Source organism: Halobellus sp. Atlit-38R (assembly GCF_003665925.1).
Taxonomy (GTDB): Archaea; Halobacteriota; Halobacteria; order Halobacteriales; family Haloferacaceae; genus Haloquadratum; species Haloquadratum inordinatus.
The window spans coordinates 160,703-177,105 of record NZ_QXIJ01000007.1; the positions used below are offsets into that span (position 1 = coordinate 160,703).

The window sequence follows — 16,403 nt, forward strand, 5'->3', positions numbered from 1 at the left end:
TATTAAAAAATAAGAGATAGATTAACACTTCTGCACAGCGACTTCGATATCTCGCTTCGGTACTGCATCGACATAGGCGTCTCGGATTCCGTCCGGCGGTCTTCGACGATCCTACCACATCGGCTTTCAGGGCAGCGACGCTACGTTCGTCTATGTCAGATTCACACGACAACGACGGACTGACTCGTCGCCGCGCGCTCGGTGCGGGCGGGGCGGTACTCACACTCGCGCTTGCAGGCTGTAGCGGCACTGGCGACGGCGGGACGACGGAGACTGAGACGGCCACCTCGACGCAGACGGACACGGCGACGCCGACCGCGGAACCGACGACGACCGAGACCGGCGAAGCCTCACTCAGCGCGCTCGAAGTCCCCGAGGACGCAAACTGTGCGGTCTGTAATATGAAGCCCGCGAAGTTCCCGGACTACAACGCCCAACTCCAGTACGAGTCCTCCGAGCCGAAATTCTTCTGCTCGAACGGCTGTATGGCGTCGTTCGCGGCCGATCCGGGTCACTTCGAGGAGGCGTACGCCGATGCGTCGATTGCGGCGGCGTTCGTCCACGACCACGACACCACCGACTGGATCGACGGTCTCGCGGCTTCCTACGTCCTGGAGATGGACTCAGAGCGAGTCGACGACCCGATGCGGATCAATCCGCTGGCGTTCGATACAGAGGCCGACGCGACGGCGTACGTCGAGCAGTACGACGACTTGACGGCCGAGGACGTCGTCGGCTTCGACGCCTTCGACCGCGACCTCGCCGAGCAGTACCGCGCGAGCTTCTTCGAGTAAACTGATGCGTCGGGACGCCGCCCTCGCCGCCGCCGTGCTCATCCTTGTGACCGCGTACGGCGGCGCGTTCGTGGCGGACGCGACCCACGACCCCGAGCCCGTCTCGTTCGGCACCACAGCTAGCTCCGGTCTGACGGCGGAGACTGTCCGTGAGACACAGGCTGCGGGGGCTGTCGTCCCGAAAGCGCAGGTCTCCTACGCCCAGTTCGAGACGGTCGTCGGCTACTACGGTATCGGCTCGCTCGTCGCCGCGCTCGGTCGCGAGGGCCACACTCAGCGGTTCGGTCCGCCGCTCGGCGTCTTCGTCAGCGACTTCGCCGGGACGTCGCCGACGGTGAGCGACGCCGGGTATCCGGTCCCCACTGCGGGCCGCCCGGGGTGGACCACAGCGGCCGATGCACACTACGTGATCGTCCCCGAGCGCTCCGATTCGGCCGGGCAGTCGCGTGGGCGTGCCATCGTCCCGTTCAGCGACGCGGCGGGCGCCCGGCAGTTCGCCGAGCGCGTCGGTTCCGACGCGACAGTCTGGTCGTGGGCGACCGTCCGCGAGCGAATCGACGGCCCGTCTCGCACACGTTCGTGGCCCGAGACCGTCGAATCCAGGGACCAGGCGGCGAATCGGACCGCTGCGGAGGTCAGGTCACTCGCAGACCGCCCCGTCTCGCAGGTCGTCGGTGAGGACGCACCCAGCATCCAGCGCGCCGTCGACGCCGCGCCACCGAATACGACCGTCTACGTCCCACCCGGAACGTATCGAGAACGCGTTCGGATCGACCACCCCATAACGCTCCGCGGGGCGGGCCCAGAAACCGTTGTCTCGGCCGGGTCGAACGGGACCGGCGTTACAGTGACGAGCGACCGCGTCGCCGTCGTCGGCCTCGCGGTGACAGAGGTCGGGACGGAGACTATCGACGTCGGTAACGGGAGCGAGGCGTGGGACACGCACGTCAGGCAGACGTACGGCCGCGGCGACGCCGGCGTCGCGTTCGTGAACACTTCCGGGGCTCTGGTCGCCGACGTCACGGTGCGGACGCCGTCGAACGGCGTCTTGCTCCGGCAGACGAACGAGACGCTCGTCGAGGACGTCACCGTTCACGGAACCGCGACCGACGGCGCGGGCTATATGGGCGTGATGGCGATGGAAGCGACGTCGGCGGTCGTACAGCACTCGACGTTCAGCGGGACGCTCGACGGCGTCTATTCCCACCGGTCGAACGGCCTCGTCGTCCGTGACAGCCGTATGCGGGACGTCCGCTTCGGGACGCACCTGATGTTCACCTCCGGGACGCTGCTCGCCGAGAACGTCGCCCGCGACACCGACACTGGTCTCGTCGTGATGACTCGTCCCTCGGGGAACGCGCTCGTTGGCAACGACGTTCGCGACTCGGGTCGGGGGATCGTCACGGCCGGCAGCGACTCCTACGTCGCGCGAAACCGGCTCGTCGGTAACGAGGTCGGCCTGGAGATCGGAACGCGGCGCTCGCTGTACGAACACAACGTCCTCCTGCGGAACGGCGTCGGGGCCGACGCGACCGGGATCGTCGCCTCCAACCGCGTCCTCGCCAACGACTTCGTGGACAACGACCGGCCCGCGGATGCAACCGGTGGCGCGACGCGCGTCTGGTCGAGCGCCGGGGGCGGGAACTACTGGGCGCGAGCGGCGGGCGGCCCAGTCGACGCCGTCGATCGCTCGTATCGCCCGACGAGCGCCGTCGACGCACGGTACGGTGCGCCGGGAACTCGTCTCCTCTCGGAGTCGCCCGGTCTCGTCGCCCTCCGCGAACTTCGCGGCACCGTCCCCGGGATGCGCAGCGGCGGCATTGTCGACCAGCGGCCGGCCGCCACGCCCGTGAACCCCGACCTGCTGGCGGTCGCGCGAAACGACTCTCAACGTATGATGAACGACTCACTCGTGACCACGAACTTCGATAGATGACGGACAACCCAGTCGTGACCGCCTCGAACGTCGCCTGCGAGTACGGCCCTGTCTCGGCACTCGCCGGTGTCTCCGCGTCGATCCATCCGGGATCGGTGACGGCTGTCGTCGGCCCGAACGGCGGCGGCAAGTCGACCTTCTTACGGACGCTCGCGGGCGTCGCGACCCCGACGAGCGGCACGGTCGCGTATCCGGTGACGGAGGGAACGCACGCGGTCGGCTACCTCCCGCAGTCGTTCCGCCCTCGGGACGACCTGACGGTCGGCGAGACGGTCCGGTACTACGACGCGCTCGTCGGTGACGGGCCAACGCCCGAGGAACTGCTCGATCGGGTCGGCTTGGCGCACGTCGCCGACCGACGCGTCGGCGCGCTCTCCGGCGGTATGTTGCGCTTACTCGGCGTCGCGGTCGCGGGCGTCGGCGACCCCGATCTCGTCGTCCTCGACGAACCCACGAGCGGCCTCGATCGCACGATGACCAGACGGGTCTTCGAGAGCTGTGCGACGCTCGCCGGCGAGGACTGCGGCGTCGTCGTCGCCACACACGACTTGCCGACCGTAGAGCGCGTTGCCGACCGCGCGCTGCTCCTCGACCGCGGGCGGTTGCAGGCCGACCGAACACTCCCGATCGAGGGAACAGCGTTCGCGACGGCCTACGACGACGCTGTCGACGGCGAGACGACCGTTCGGAGCGGTCGAGAGACGGCTGACCCCGGTCGCGCCTCTGGTGGTGAACCCGTATGAGCGCGGTCGGCTCGCTACGCGCAATCGCCCTCAACAGGGGCCACGTCACCGCTATCGCCCGTCGCGAGGTCAAGACTGTCACGCGAAACCGGGGCACGCTCGTCCTCTTCGTCGGCTTTTCGCTCCTCCTGCTCGGATTCACGTGGGCCGGCGGCGGCCACGCGTCCGGCTACGTCCCGACCGTCGTCGACCTCCTCACGCCGGTCGAACTGCTGGTCCCCGTCCTCGCATTCGCGATCGGCTATCGCGTGTTCGTCTCCGATCGGGAACGCGGAGAACTGGCCGTTCACGCCACGCTCCCACCGTCGCGGTCGTCGATCGTTTTGGGGACGTTTCTCGGCCGTGGCGTGATCCTCGCGCTCGGCGTCGCCGCCGCAGCGCTCCCCGCGCTCGTCTTCGTCGTGCTCTCGGGTGACGGCACGTCGCCGATCTACGCCGCCCAGCGCGGTGCGGACTCGCCGCTTCTGTTCGCTCGGTTCGTCGCCGTCGCGACGCTTCTGGGCCTCGCCGCGCTGGCCGGTGCACTCGCCGTCTCTGCAGTCGCTCGCAGTGCCAAGAGCGCCGTCGGCCTGGCGCTCGGTCTCTGGGCGGTCCTGGCAGTCGGCGCTGACGTCGGGGCGCTTGCGGCCCTGCAGCGGGGCTTTCTCGACGTTGGCGGCCTGCCGACGGCCGTCGCACTCGGTCCTGGCGGCGCGTATCGAGGACTCGTCTTCGCGACCGTCCTCGACGCGGCGACGGTCGAGGCGACCGCCGCGGTCGCACCGGCTGTCGGAGTGCTCTCACTCGTCGGCTGGACCGTCGTTGCTCTCGCTGTCGCTGCCTACGCGCTCTGGTGAGTTTTCGGACGCGGTCGTCACGGAACGCCTGTTACGGCGTCCCTTTCGCGGCCTGAGTATGCGGAGCAACCACTAGAGCGAGCGTGCTGATTGGTGAATTGCCCGGGAGTCAATCCCCGTGGCATTCGCCTTGGCGGCCTGTAAAGGGACGATTCGTGTGCTATGACGTATTGGCCAGCGGCAATTCGACGGCAAACACAGCACCTTCTGGATTATTGTCTTCGACCCAGACCTCACCGCCGTAGTGAGTGACTAGCTCTTGGACGAGGTAAAGGCCAAGCCCCGTTCCAGAGCTGTCGAGCCCTTTCTCACCCTCCCCGAAGATTTCTTGTTTCTGGCTGTCAGGCACCCCAGGGCCGTTGTCTGCAATGCGGACGACAGCTCTCATATCGTGGGTCGTTGCCGACACCGAGACCTCTGGTACTTCTTTATCGTTGTGCTGGACAGCATTCGACAGGAGATTCCGGAATACTGAGTCTAACATCTGGTTGGCTTGGATCTGCACTGCGGGCAGTGCCCCTTCGACCACGATGTGTGCGTCTGGATACTCAGATTCGATCTTCTCAAGTTCCTGCTCAAGTGTGTTGCGGAGGTTGACCTGACCCTGCGGCTGTGCATCCTCCCGTGAGAGCATCACGTCGGCCATATCTCGTGCTGTCTTGGTCAACTCAACTGAATGGTTCGCGCTCTCCCGTAGCGTGGTGAGATATTCAGCTCCGTCCTCATCAACATAGTCCGTCAGAAGGTCGCCATACCCAGCCACTACCTGCAGGTCATTCCGGATGTCGTGTCGCAAAACCTGATTTAGCAACTCGAGGTTGTTGCGTTGCTCTTCCAATTGCTGTTGGGCCTGTTTGCGTGTCGTGATATCCTGAATTACCAATAATGTACCCAGTGTCTGGTCAGTCTGAGTGGTGAAATTAGAGGAAGAGATCTCAAGGGTTCGTGTTTCGGTTCCCATCTCGACCTGCGTTTCAAACGATGGGGTGGTCTCTACTTCCCCCAGCACCTGTCCGTCTCTTGTAGGGATCAGATCGGAGAGTTGCATCCCAGTAAGTGGGCTCTCAACGCCAAGCAATGACCGAGCACTCTGATTGGCATCGATAATTCTCCCAGTGGTGTCGACAAGTAAATACCCCTCGCGCATATTCTCGATTGTTCGGGAGCGAGCTAGTGCCTTCGTGTCGAAGGTCTCGTAGCGGAACGCTGCGTAGCCAACTCCTGCCATCCCCACAGAAAATGAGGTAGGTGTCAAAATCGTTCCTGGCGTCTCGAACGGAAGGAGTGAGAACGTATGTGCGACGGACAACAGCATTGGAGCAAAGATGGCGGAGACAAGAATCGCAGTCTGACTCGGACTGAGACTCTGGTCAGACCACGTCTGGTAGACGATATAGGAGAGTCCGATTGTCGCGATGATGTAGAACGCGGATAAATACGAAATATACAGGAGACTGTTCCCGTGGTCAATGACCGAGAACGCACCAAACGAGATAAGCTGAGGATTTTCAAAAAGGGCAGGCGTCGGATCGGTGAACAACAAGACAAAGACCGGTGATAACAATAATACGATAACAGCGGTCGTCTTCCAATTCACCCATCTGCGTGCGTTTCCCATCGAAAGCCCGTACAAGAGCACCGCAGGTGCAGTGGTGAACGACCCGAAGTGGAGCATTTTGTACGCCCAATAAGACTGACCGTAGGTAGTTGCAGTCAACTGTAATAGGGCGAAAAATGTCCATATCGTTATCGTTGTTGCTAAGACAGTAAACGTCACCACCTGTTTAGTCCGCTCATATCTGTTGAGATAATACGCGGCATAGACTGTTGTCAGTACCCCCACTGAGGTTGCCAACACAATGAGAATAAGAGGTAGATGGAATTGAAAACCATCCATACGTTAGTTCAACTATCGGCACACATATAAAATGAAACCATATTCTAGATTTGATTTTCTAGGCTGCTGTGAGCTCTGCGAGCAGCGTGTGAAACTATTATGCGTTTGTGGGCTGATATTTGGACAAGACGATGCGGCGAGAGTTCGAGCTATCGGGTGACTCACTCAGTCGACTCCTCTACGCCTCACAACTCGCTGCGCTTCTGTTGGCGCTGCTCGTCGTTGCATTCCCTCTCGATAGTGTTGCCAGTGTCCTGTTAGCAATCTTGTTCGCGTCGCTGGTGCTCACCACTGCCGTTGGTCTGTGGCGGAAACAGACTGGCAGGACTAGTGGAACGCATTTCGGACCTGAAGATATCACGTACGATCCGTTTGCGGACCCAGGACAGGCGGCCAAAGACAGATGGAAGAAAGCCGTCCGTCGCCTTCCGGGCGGGGACGACGAACAGGACTGACTACGTGATGGTCTCACCGTACGTGTGACTGCAGCCTGTCAGTCTCTAGCTTGCGCGTCCAACACCGCGCCAGAGCGTTTGTGTGAAGACCCCGGCGGTGGCTGCAGAAGGCTTAGTAAGCGCTGCTCCGATTACGGCCCCACGGACAGCTATGGTACTGACCGAGGCGACAGGCGTGCTGTGTGTCCTCGTCGGGGCATATGCGCTCGCGCGTCCGCTGTCGATCCGTAACTATCCAACTGCAGAACAGTGGGAGTCGGACGCGGACAACGCAAAACAAGAACAACGTGCATACGCCGCTATGACCGCCTTCTTCGCGATACTAGGTGGGATCGCGCTCATCGTCCTCGGCCTCCTCGGATTCGGTCCCTGAGGTGTGATTTCGTCGACGTCTCTTTCCTTCACAATCCGCCCGTCATTCCTGCTGGAGTACGCGGTACTGTGCGTACACGGGTACGGTCATCTGGTATTCTTCGGCGTCCAAGCGGTACGTCACGCGGACGTTCGCGGGCGTCGCTGCGACGAGTGCATCGAACGCAACTGCGGTCTCACTGACCGGATCGCCGTCTCGATCGAGGGTCGTCTGGACCGAGACGACCGCGACGAGGTCTTTACCCTCCACGGCGCTCGTGATGCCGCCGCCGACCTCGTCGGTGTCGAGTTGGTCGTTGACGTGTTCGGCGGCCGTTCGCGCGGCGGCACTGGTACACTGCGTCTTCGCCCACTGTTCGAACGGCGTCGTCTCGTAGACGGGTTCACGCTCGGGCGGCTCGCCTTCGTCGACTTCGTCGTGATTCGTATGTCGCCACGCGGCGACGTACCGGACGGCGTGTTCGTCCTCGACGTACGTCACCTCCTCGTCGTCTTCGACTTCCTCGACCTCGAGTTCGACGTCGTTCTCGCCACGGGTCGGGCCCTGCCCATCCATAATCGTTGGCGGCTCCTCGTCCGTCGTGTCCGCGGACGACGTAGCCGAGCGAGCGGTCCCAGTGGGCGCTTCGGATGAATCGGACTGCCGAGAGCTGCCGGGACTCCTCGCGATGCACCCTGAGAGAAAGAGCCAGGAGATCCCTGCCGTGGTCAGAACGCTCCGACGTTTCATACCTTTGCTATTTCCAGACCAACGTAAGTGTCTTCTGTCAGGTCTGGCCCGCTTCGACAGGCCCAGTGATACCGTGTCACAGCGACTCTCTCCGGTATTCGAGGAACGTACCAGACGGCCTTTCATCGGACAGTACGTGGTAGCATCCAATGCGACGACGCACGTTTCTTGCGACGGCAGGCGGGGCCGGCCTCGCTGCGAGCGCTGGTTGTCTCGGCGGGGTTTCAAGCGTCTTCGGCGGCGGTGGGAACACCGTCCTCGGAAAGCCGGACGACCAGACTATTCGCAGTGCGAACCTCCCGTATCCGGCCTACGGCCAGGAACTCCCGGACGTCACCCTCCCGGCGGCCACTACCGATCAAAGCGTCTCGGTTGGCGACCTCGACACCGCCGTCGTAATGACGTTCTTCTACAGCCACTGCAACACGGTCTGCCCGTTCCTCATCTCCTCGATGCGAAAAGTCCAGACGAACGCCATCGAAGCCGGCTACGGCGACGACGTCACGTTCCTCCCTGTCACCTTCGATCCGAAGCGCGACGACGAGGCGCGGCTCGAAGAGTACGCCGAGATGATGAACGTCGATCTCGACGCCGGCAACTGGCACTTCCTCCGCCCCGACGATCACGACCACGCAAAGGAGGTGGTCCAGGAGACCTACGGCGTCACCTTCGAGAAGACGAGCGAGACCGAGAGCAGTATGTATATGTACAACCACCTCGGCCTCCTGCTCTTGGCGAACGCCGACGGCTACGTCGAACGGGCCTACACCGGCAACGACCCGGCGGGCGACCGCGTGTGGTCGGATCTGGAGACCGTCCTGCAAGCGTGATCGTCGACGCGCTCCTGCAGACCGGGGGGACGTGCGTCGCCCCGGGGGCCCAACCGCCGACGACGCGCACGGTCGAACTCGGCCTGTTCGTGCTCGTCGGCCTGTTCGGAACCGGCCACTGTCTCGGGATGTGCGGACCGCTTGTGTCGATGTACGCCGATCGGATGGACGGAGGCGGCGCTGGCGGTGCTGGCGGACCCACTAGCGCCCGCGACGACGACTTCCTCTCGCTGTATGCGGTCCGACAGCACCTGCTTTTCAACGCAGGGCGCGTCACGATCTACACGATCCTGGGTGCGGCGTTTGGACTGCTCGGGAGTCTACTGTTCGCGTCGGCCGCGACGACGGTACCCTTCGGCGACGAGATCCGGGCGGTCGCGGGCGTCGCTGTCGGACTCACAATCGTCGCCGCGGGGGTCGGCTATCTTACTGGGAGTGGCACGGCGATCGTCGATCACCTCCCGCTCGTCGACCGACTGTTTCGACGGATTCACGCGTTCTTGTCTCCCCGCATCGACCGGTGGGTCGGCTCCGAACGCATCTTCGCGTTGGGATTCGTCCACGGATTTCTCCCGTGCCCGCTGCTCTATCCCGCGTTCCTCTATGCGTTCAGCCAGGCCGACCCCGCCTTCGGCGCGATTTCGCTCGCTGCACTCGGGATCGGAACCTTCCCCGCGCTGTTCCTCTACGGGACGTTGTTCCAGTCTATCGGCTCGCGCCGCCGACGCCTCGTCCACCGGCTCTTGGGGGCCGTTTTCCTGCTGTTGGGCGCACACACGCTCCTCGCGGGATTACGTCTGTTCGGCATCGCGGTCCCGCATCTGTTCAGCCTCCCGCACTATCAGCCATTGTAGTGGGTCGCGATCGCTCGCGAGAATCGGAGCCCCCTTCGCCCCCGCTTACTCACCGAAGATGTCGTCGAGGAGGACGACGAACCGATCGACCAGCCGATCGGGGAGCGACGGCTCGATCGCGACGAGCAAGTCCGCTGTCGCTTCGGGATCGACGACCGAGAGCGTCACGCGGTTGTTTCGGCCGTACTCCTTCTCGACGATTTCCTGCTCAGTGAGGTGGTCGACGTGGTGTTCGAGCGTCGCTCTCGCGACGCCGACGGCCGCAGCTACCTCGTCGGGATGGGACGGCCCGCGTTCTAACAGTGTGACGAGGATCTCCCGCGCCGTCTCGCGCCGGAGGAGCGCGAGCGCGCTCTGTTCCCACTCGTCGTACGTCGGTGGGTAGTAGTGCGTCCGGCCGTACAGTTGCTTCTGCACGAGTGTGTTGCGTTTCAGCAGTTTCCGGACGTGATACTGGACTTGCCCTGCTGCCAGGTCGAGTTCGCGGCTGAGTTCGCTGAAGTGGGTCCCGGGATGATCCGTAACGTAGCGTTCGATCCGCTGGCGTTGGTGTTGCATAGGTAGTGAGTCGAGATGGCCGTCGTCGGATACCGATTACTGGACGTCGTAGCTATCGAATCGACGTACAAAACGCAGTCGCCGAATCTCACTCTCTGGGATTCGTCGGTCGCTCCGCTCACCGCGTGCTGTAGACGGCGTACAGCACGAGCGCGGAGACGAGAAAGTCGAGCGCGTGGCCGAGCAGGTGATGCATCGTCATCGGCACAAGTCCGTACACCGTCGCGAGACCGATTCCCGTCCGGACGACGAGCGCACCGAGCGCCAGCGTGATGAGCAGGTAGTGAAACTCTCGGCGGCGCGCGTAGGCGGCGACGCCCAGGGCGAACACCACGACTGTGCCGATCCCGGCCAGGAGAATGCCTGCAAAGAGGAAGACAGCGTACTGCCGGTCGACCCACTCTGCCGGCACGAGTGCGAGTGTTCGAATCACCGACTCGGAAACACCCAGGACCACGTCACAGTGTACAGAAAGCTCGGTCTAAACCGTTCTGGTTGGATCGGCGAAGGCTACGGTACGGTTTGCTTATACGCCCGGCTCGATAGCGCCGTAATCGGCTCCATCGGCGGCCGAAAGCGCCGTCTTCTGGTATCCTCCCTGGAACGAACTACGTTCCATTTAACAATGCCATTCCGTGAGGTACGTCCCCTTCTGGGAGGCCCTGTGGAACCGTCCGACGCCACAGGCACGTTCATATGACCAACTCAAACAGTAACTCACGCGCGACCGGATCACACAGAACACGTCGCTATTACGACTTTTTCGGCGACCTGCTGGTAGCCGTCGTCGGCGACGGTGGACGTACATCGACCCAGTACCGCCAGATGTACGACCAGTTCCTGACCGATTCGCCGTCCCGTGACCCCGACCTCGTCATCGAAGAGGCACCCGGGGAGGTCGACTCCGAAACCGTTCTTGGCGATCCGACGGATCACTACGGGTGGACCGGCGAGGAGTTCCTCGTCTACAACCGCGGTGACTATATGGTGGTCGAACCGGGCTGGGAGCACATCCGCGTGACGCCCGGGTTCGAGCCGTTCTACTCGATCTATCCGATGGAGTTCGAGATTCGCCGGCGACGCATCGAACAGGGACAGGCGCTGATTCACGCCTCCGGCGTCACACTGGACGGTCAGACCACGCTGTTCCCGGCCTGGCGCGGCGCTGGCAAGACGAACACGCTCTTGGCGTTGCTCCGCAACGGGGCGGACTTCCTCTCGGACGACCGCCTCTGGGTCGGCGCGGATGGTTCAGCCCGCGGGTACCCTCTGGGCGTGAATCTCCAGCCCTACAATCTCGACTCGTTCACCGAGATCGAGCCCGAGTACGACACGTTCCAGGACCGGCTCCGCCACGACGTCCACGCGTTCATCGACAAGCGTGTCAGCCGTGGTCATTCGCTCCCGCATACTGCTATCGGGTATCTGAACAACGCGTATCTCGCCGATAACGACCGGGACTTCGTCGACGTCACGACGCTGTACTCCGCTGCGAACGACGTCGAGCGAGCGAGTGTGGACAACGTGCTGTTTCTGGAGGCGGCGCCGAACGCCGAGACGGTCTCCGCCGCGCGGATTTCGACCGAGGCGGCGATGGCCGCGACGTCGGCCATCTGCAACTACGAGTGGGACGGCCGGCTCCGAGAGTACTTCCACGCGTACGATTCGCTCGTCGAGGGCGGCACGATGGTAGAAACGCTCGACGAGGTCGTCCGCAGCGAGCGCGACATCTTCCGTGAACTGTTCGACGACGTGGTGACGTACCGGGCACAGATCCCACGAGAACGGGACTGGACCGAACACGGGCTGGACCGGGCTATCGTCGAGACTGTCCGATCGCTCGAATCCGCCCGGACGGTCGAGGCAACCGACTGAACGCGCAGTTCCGTCTGCCCTCACGCGGGACACGAGCCACACCACCGGTAACGTCTCCGTTCCTCGATAACGCGTTACTACTGGGCACACAACTGGTCTATACTTATTTGCGAAGCGACGGGTTTCTCTCTCGTTTGGTGGCGACAGTATGTCCCATTTTGATCCCCCCGTAGACGGTCCGGACGTTCGCCCGGGCGTCGTCTCGAACGCGTCCGATCGGTTCAGCATCTCGCGACGGACGCTTCTCGGCGCTCTCGGGGGTGGCGTACTCGCGGCCCTCCAGCCGACGCCAGCCGCGGGACAGACAGACGACTACTGGACCGTCGTTGCGATCCCCGACACCCAGAAGTACGCCGAGAAAGAGCGGCTGATCTCGTATGCGATCGACCAGACGGACTGGATCGCCGACAACGTCGACAGCGAGTCCATCCGCTTTGTCACACACGAGGGCGATCTGGTGGAAAACGGCTCCAAGGAGGACGAGTGGGACCGCATCGACGGGACGATGTCGACACTCGATGGCGTCGTCCCGTACTCGACGCTGCCTGGCAACCACGACTGGGCCGATACGAACGACAAATCCTCCTCGGTCGAGAACTACGCCGCGTACTTCGGCCCGGAACGGTTCGACGACTATTCGTGGTACGGTGGATCGGGGCCGCGAGCGGAGGGCCTCAACTCCTATCAACTGTTTTCCGCCGGTGACTACGACTTCCTCCATCTCGCCCTGGAGTGGGAGCCCTCGGGCACTGTCGACGACGACGCCACGCCGCTGGGGTGGGCACAGTCTGTCCTCGAGGACTACCCCGACCGGCCGACGATCCTCACGACGCACTCGTACCTCCGCGACGACGGTAGCCGCGCGAGCAACTCCCAGGACGACAGCGACGAAGGGAACCCGGGCGAGGTGGTGTGGCAGGACCTGATCGAGCCGAATCCCCAGATATTCCTCGTACTGAACGGCCACTGGCACGAAGAAGATGGGGAGTACCACCAGGTCTCCGAGAACGCGGCCGGCGAACCTGTCTACGAAGTCGTCGCGGACTACCAGGATCGAAGCGACGGCGGCAACGGGTGGCTCCGGCTCGTGCAGTTTCATCCCGGAGGCGGCGATGAGGCACCCGACCGAATTCAGTTCCGCACCTATTCGCCGAGCCTTGGCGGGTACGAGAACGGCGGCGACAGCGAGTTCGCGTTCGACCTCGATTTTGACGCTCGGTTCGATCCGGCTGCCAGCGAGGGCACGCGCACGTCGTTCCAGCAGGGCGTCGACGGCTACGACGGCACGGTCGATACGAACCTCCGTGAAGCCGACCCTGAGAGCAGCGATCGGACTGCGTCAACGGTCACTGTCGACACCAACGACCCGCAGAACTCGGAGAATCGAGCGCAGGCACTCCTTCGATTCGACGACATCGTCGGCGACGCTGACGGACAGATTTCGTCTCAGGCGACTGTCCAATCAGCAACGCTGACCGTCGAGACGATCGACGAGGGTGACGGCGCAGCGGTCCATCGGATGCTCTCGGAGTGGCGTGCAGACGACACGTGGACTTCGATGGATGGCGGCATACAGGCGGACGGAAGCGAGGCCGCGACGACGCCCGATGCGAAAACTGGTAGCGTCGCGTCCGGCTCGACACGGATCGACGTCACCGACAGCGTCAAGCGCTGGGCCGACGGGGCCGCCAACTACGGCTGGGCGTTCCTCCCGCTCGGCGACGACGGCTGGGACTTCGAGACGGCGGAGGGCGAGACGCCGCCGACACTGACTGTCCGGTACGTAGACGACGCCGACGGGTCGCCCGCCGACGGCTCCGACGAATCGCTCGCAGGTGATGCCGACGGCGACGGGGACGTCGACGGCGACGACGTCGAACAGATGCAGCGCTACGTCAACGGCGACGACGTCACTATCGACCGAGACGCGGCCGACGTCGACGACGACGGTGACGTGGACATTGGGGACATCGTTACCGTTGCCGACAGCGCCGGAGGGAGCTGATCGCGGATGCGTGACTCGCTCTCTGTGTCGGTTGTCGTCGTGTGCGTCGCTGGGCTCCTGGTCGTCGCGGCGGGCGTCACCCCCGCCGCATCGGGTGCCGACTCGTCGGTGACGCTCAGTCAGGAAGCGGGCGATGCGCCCGCCGACTCGATCACGGGTGAGCCCGGCGAGACGGTCACGCTCACTGTGTGGGCCTCCGCCTCCGACGTTCGAGGTTACCAGACGAACCTCACCTACGACCCTGCGGTGCTCCAGGTCCAAGACGTTGCGGGCACGTCCGACTTCGAAGATCCCGTCTCGACCGTGAACGACGAGCAAGGCTGGGTCGCGTTCAATCAGTACCGGTCGGCGGCGACCGACGATCCGATCCTCGCGACCATCACGTTCGAATTCACCGAGAACGCCGACACCGAGGGCGAGGTCGCCTTCGTCGCGGCCGATACGAAATTCGCGGACGGGGACGGAGGCACCTTCTCACCGGCCACGTACCGGTCGCCGTCAGCTGTGCAGATCGTCGAGGATTCGACAGGGACGCCGACTCAGACTGCAACACCAACGTCGACGGAGACGGCCACCTCTACACCGAATTCGACCACGACAGCGGCCCCTACGCCGAATTCGACCACGACAGCGACCTCCACGCCGACTCCTGACTCCTCGGACGGTGACGACGATAACGACGATAGCAGCGGTGGCAGTAGCAGTGGCGGTGGCGGCGGTGGCAGTTCCTCCGATTCGTCGCGAGCGGATATCACGTTCATCAACGCCAGTGTGTCGAATGGCTCAGTGGCGCCGAACGCGAGCGTCGATGTGACCTCCACGATCGAGAACCGCGGCCGCGCGACGGGCAGTACGTCGCTCGAACTCTTGGTCAACGGATCACGGACCGCCGACGGGCCGACTGTCACGCTCGATCCGGGAGAGACGGAGCACGTCACGATGACCGTCTCGTTGGAGCAGTCCGGGAGCTACGAACTCAGCGTCGGCGACGCACTGGGTACCAAAGAGACGGTCGCCGGACTGGTCGTCGTCGAGCAATCCCAGATGACTCCCTCCGGTACCTCTGACCCTCGCTCTAGGACCCCGACGACAGCCCCACGCCTCACCACCGAGACCACGCCGGCAATCGAGGCAGCCGATGGCGGGAGCGACGTCCTCGGTGCTGACGGAGACGACCGAACTGGAGCCACGACCGGCGGGTCGGACGCTTTCGGCGACGGCTTCGGTGCCGTTCCTGGACTGCTGGCTGTTCTCCTCGTAGCTTCCGCTCTCCTGGCCCTGACGAGTGCCCGCCGCGGGTGATTCGCTACGGCTCGTCCGGTGTGTGACGCGATTCTCCCCGGCCGATAGTATGATAATCGTATAGCTCGCATCTGCTGGTATCACCCCACTCGATCTCTCCCGACGGCCCGGCTGTCGGGCGGCTTCCCGGACCTCTGACAGGGTTGTGAGCCGGCGATGCGGCGTGTCCTCTCTGCTCGCTCAACGATGAACCGACGCTCTCTCTACTTCACCGGCCCGTTCGAGACGGCGATTGAGGAGACGTCCGTCGAGATGGCCGCCGACGAAGTGCTAGTCGAAACGCGCGTTTCGGGCGTCAGCGCCGGAACGGAACTGCTCATCTATCGGGGCGAAGCCCCCGAAGAACTCCCTGCCGACGAAACGCTCGAAACGATCGACGGCGACCTCTCGTTCCCGCTGCGGTACGGGTACGCCTCCGTCGGAGACGTCGTATCGATCGGCGAGGCGGTCGACGACGACTGGCTCGGGCGAACGGTTTTCGCGTTCGACCCCCACGAGACGCACTTCTCGATCGCGCCCGAGCAACTCATCGAAGTCCCCGAGGACGTGTCCGTCGAGGAAATGGTGCTGTTTCCCTCCGTCGAGACGGCAACGTCGCTGGTTCTCGACGGACGACCGCGGGTCGGTGAGGACGTCGTCGTCTTCGGTGCGGGCGTCGTCGGCCTCTGTACGATCGGCGTGCTGGCGTCGTTCCCACTCGGGCGACTCGTTGCCGTCGAACCGATCCCGGGCCGGCGAGAGCGGGCCCGACACCTGGGGGCGGACGTCGCAGTCGCGCCCGACGAACTCGACGACGTCCTCGATCGTGGGCCCGACTGCGACGGTGCTGACTTGGTCTATGAACTCTCCGGACATCCAGAGACGCTCGACGCCGCGGTCGGGGCTGCCGGCTACGACAGCCGCGTTATCGTCGGTTCCTGGTACGGTGACAAGCCGGCGACGGTCGATCTCGGAGCGTCGTTCCACCGCGATCGGATCTCGGTCGAATCGAGCCAGGTGAGCACGCTCGCACCGGAAACCCGCGGTCGCTGGACGCGCGCTCGACGGGCGGAGACGGCGCTGTCCCGGCTTCGCGACCTCGACGTCGGATCGCTCATCACACACCGGATCCCGTTCTCCGACGCGCCGGACGCGTATCGCCTCCTCGACGAGCGCGCCGACGGCGTCCTCCAGGTACTGCTCACATATCCGTGAACAGCTTTCAGTAACAACCGCA

At 63.7% G+C, this 16,403-nt stretch carries 16 protein-coding genes; 12 read left to right on the forward strand and 4 right to left on the reverse strand.

Going from position 1 to position 16,403, the window contains the following annotated elements:
- The first annotated feature begins 152 nt into the window (after nt 1-152).
- The 4 genes from D3D02_RS11595 to D3D02_RS11610 are packed head-to-tail and all read left to right on the forward strand — an operon-like array spanning nt 153 to nt 4,309.
- Complete coding sequence (locus D3D02_RS11595; RefSeq protein ID WP_121570148.1) at nt 153-794, forward strand: nitrous oxide reductase accessory protein NosL; 642 nt, start codon at nt 153-155, stop codon at nt 792-794.
- Nucleotides 795-798: 4 nt separating this feature from the next.
- Nucleotides 799-2,730: a NosD domain-containing protein gene (locus D3D02_RS11600; protein WP_121570149.1), complete on the forward strand. Its 1,932-nt coding sequence runs from the start codon at nt 799-801 to the stop codon at nt 2,728-2,730.
- Nucleotides 2,727-3,473 (forward strand): ABC transporter ATP-binding protein, encoded by a 747-nt coding sequence (locus D3D02_RS11605; RefSeq protein WP_121570150.1) that lies wholly within the window; start codon nt 2,727-2,729, stop codon nt 3,471-3,473. Before D3D02_RS11600 ends, D3D02_RS11605 begins: the two co-directional genes overlap by 4 nt.
- Nucleotides 3,470-4,309 (forward strand): ABC transporter permease, encoded by an 840-nt coding sequence (locus D3D02_RS11610; protein ID WP_121570151.1) that lies wholly within the window; start codon nt 3,470-3,472, stop codon nt 4,307-4,309. The genes D3D02_RS11605 and D3D02_RS11610 overlap by 4 nt, the downstream gene beginning before the upstream one ends.
- A gap of 160 nt (nt 4,310-4,469) precedes the next feature.
- Here the strand turns inward: D3D02_RS11610 and D3D02_RS11615 are convergent, their stop codons facing one another.
- Nucleotides 4,470-6,206, reverse strand: a complete 1,737-nt coding sequence (locus tag D3D02_RS11615; RefSeq protein ID WP_121570152.1) for a histidine kinase N-terminal 7TM domain-containing protein — start codon at nt 6,204-6,206, stop codon at nt 4,470-4,472.
- Nucleotides 6,207-6,337: 131 nt separating this feature from the next.
- On the opposite strand from D3D02_RS11615, the gene D3D02_RS11620 reads away from it, so the two are divergent.
- Both D3D02_RS11620 and D3D02_RS11625 read left to right on the forward strand, forming a co-directional pair.
- On the forward strand, nt 6,338-6,661 hold the full coding sequence (locus D3D02_RS11620; protein WP_121570153.1) for a hypothetical protein: 324 nt from the start codon (nt 6,338-6,340) through the stop codon (nt 6,659-6,661).
- Nucleotides 6,662-6,812: 151 nt separating this feature from the next.
- Nucleotides 6,813-7,034 (forward strand): hypothetical protein, encoded by a 222-nt coding sequence (locus tag D3D02_RS11625; RefSeq protein WP_121570154.1) that lies wholly within the window; start codon nt 6,813-6,815, stop codon nt 7,032-7,034.
- A gap of 42 nt (nt 7,035-7,076) precedes the next feature.
- Here D3D02_RS11625 and D3D02_RS11630 read toward each other — a convergent pair whose 3' ends face one another.
- Nucleotides 7,077-7,763 carry a hypothetical protein gene (locus tag D3D02_RS11630; RefSeq protein ID WP_158599360.1) on the reverse strand — a complete coding sequence of 229 codons (687 nt, stop codon included), beginning with the start codon at nt 7,761-7,763 and terminating at the stop codon, nt 7,077-7,079.
- 149 nt (nt 7,764-7,912) lie between these two features.
- Between D3D02_RS11630 and D3D02_RS11635 the strand changes: the two genes are divergently transcribed.
- Nucleotides 7,913-8,593: an SCO family protein gene (locus D3D02_RS11635; RefSeq protein WP_121570156.1), complete on the forward strand. Its 681-nt coding sequence runs from the start codon at nt 7,913-7,915 to the stop codon at nt 8,591-8,593.
- Entirely contained in the window at nt 8,560-9,447 is an 888-nt protein-coding gene (locus tag D3D02_RS11640) for a sulfite exporter TauE/SafE family protein (RefSeq protein WP_233560639.1), read from the forward strand. The genes D3D02_RS11635 and D3D02_RS11640 overlap by 34 nt, the downstream gene beginning before the upstream one ends.
- 45 nt (nt 9,448-9,492) lie before the next feature.
- Here the strand turns inward: D3D02_RS11640 and D3D02_RS11645 are convergent, their stop codons facing one another.
- Nucleotides 9,493-10,005, reverse strand: a complete 513-nt coding sequence (locus D3D02_RS11645; RefSeq protein ID WP_121570157.1) for a winged helix-turn-helix transcriptional regulator — start codon at nt 10,003-10,005, stop codon at nt 9,493-9,495.
- 118 nt (nt 10,006-10,123) lie between these two features.
- Nucleotides 10,124-10,462: a hypothetical protein gene (locus tag D3D02_RS11650; RefSeq protein WP_233560640.1), complete on the reverse strand. Its 339-nt coding sequence runs from the start codon at nt 10,460-10,462 to the stop codon at nt 10,124-10,126.
- Between the two features lie 239 nt (nt 10,463-10,701).
- Between D3D02_RS11650 and D3D02_RS11655 the strand changes: the two genes are divergently transcribed.
- The 4 genes from D3D02_RS11655 (at nt 10,702) to D3D02_RS11670 (ending at nt 16,381) form a co-directional block, all read left to right on the forward strand.
- Complete coding sequence (locus tag D3D02_RS11655; RefSeq protein ID WP_121570158.1) at nt 10,702-11,880, forward strand: hypothetical protein; 1,179 nt, start codon at nt 10,702-10,704, stop codon at nt 11,878-11,880.
- Between the two features lie 148 nt (nt 11,881-12,028).
- Nucleotides 12,029-13,885 (forward strand): DNRLRE domain-containing protein, encoded by a 1,857-nt coding sequence (locus D3D02_RS11660; protein WP_121570159.1) that lies wholly within the window; start codon nt 12,029-12,031, stop codon nt 13,883-13,885.
- A gap of 6 nt (nt 13,886-13,891) precedes the next feature.
- Entirely contained in the window at nt 13,892-15,187 is a 1,296-nt protein-coding gene (locus D3D02_RS11665) for a cohesin domain-containing protein (protein ID WP_121570160.1), read from the forward strand.
- Nucleotides 15,188-15,373: 186 nt separating this feature from the next.
- The gene (locus D3D02_RS11670) at nt 15,374-16,381 is read left to right on the forward strand and encodes a zinc-binding alcohol dehydrogenase (RefSeq protein ID WP_121570161.1); all 1,008 of its coding nucleotides are present in this window, start codon (nt 15,374-15,376) and stop codon (nt 16,379-16,381) included.
- The last annotated feature ends 22 nt before the right edge of the window (nt 16,382-16,403 follow it).

Excerpts from the sequence above, each read along its gene's own strand:
- D3D02_RS11595 (WP_121570148.1), top strand. The coding sequence starts at position 153 with ATGTCAGATTCACACGACAACGACGGACTGACTCGTCGCCGCGCGCTC.
- D3D02_RS11600 (WP_121570149.1), top strand. The coding sequence starts at position 799 with ATGCGTCGGGACGCCGCCCTCGCCGCCGCCGTGCTCATCCTTGTGACC.
- D3D02_RS11605 (WP_121570150.1), top strand. The coding sequence starts at position 2,727 with ATGACGGACAACCCAGTCGTGACCGCCTCGAACGTCGCCTGCGAGTAC.
- D3D02_RS11610 (WP_121570151.1), top strand. The coding sequence starts at position 3,470 with ATGAGCGCGGTCGGCTCGCTACGCGCAATCGCCCTCAACAGGGGCCAC.
- D3D02_RS11615 (WP_121570152.1), bottom strand. The coding sequence starts at position 6,206 with ATGGATGGTTTTCAATTCCATCTACCTCTTATTCTCATTGTGTTGGCA.
- D3D02_RS11620 (WP_121570153.1), top strand. The coding sequence starts at position 6,338 with ATGCGGCGAGAGTTCGAGCTATCGGGTGACTCACTCAGTCGACTCCTC.
- D3D02_RS11625 (WP_121570154.1), top strand. The coding sequence starts at position 6,813 with ATGGTACTGACCGAGGCGACAGGCGTGCTGTGTGTCCTCGTCGGGGCA.
- D3D02_RS11630 (WP_158599360.1), bottom strand. The coding sequence starts at position 7,763 with ATGAAACGTCGGAGCGTTCTGACCACGGCAGGGATCTCCTGGCTCTTT.
- D3D02_RS11635 (WP_121570156.1), top strand. The coding sequence starts at position 7,913 with ATGCGACGACGCACGTTTCTTGCGACGGCAGGCGGGGCCGGCCTCGCT.
- D3D02_RS11645 (WP_121570157.1), bottom strand. The coding sequence starts at position 10,005 with ATGCAACACCAACGCCAGCGGATCGAACGCTACGTTACGGATCATCCC.
- D3D02_RS11655 (WP_121570158.1), top strand. The coding sequence starts at position 10,702 with ATGACCAACTCAAACAGTAACTCACGCGCGACCGGATCACACAGAACA.
- D3D02_RS11660 (WP_121570159.1), top strand. The coding sequence starts at position 12,029 with ATGTCCCATTTTGATCCCCCCGTAGACGGTCCGGACGTTCGCCCGGGC.
- D3D02_RS11665 (WP_121570160.1), top strand. The coding sequence starts at position 13,892 with ATGCGTGACTCGCTCTCTGTGTCGGTTGTCGTCGTGTGCGTCGCTGGG.
- D3D02_RS11670 (WP_121570161.1), top strand. The coding sequence starts at position 15,374 with ATGAACCGACGCTCTCTCTACTTCACCGGCCCGTTCGAGACGGCGATT.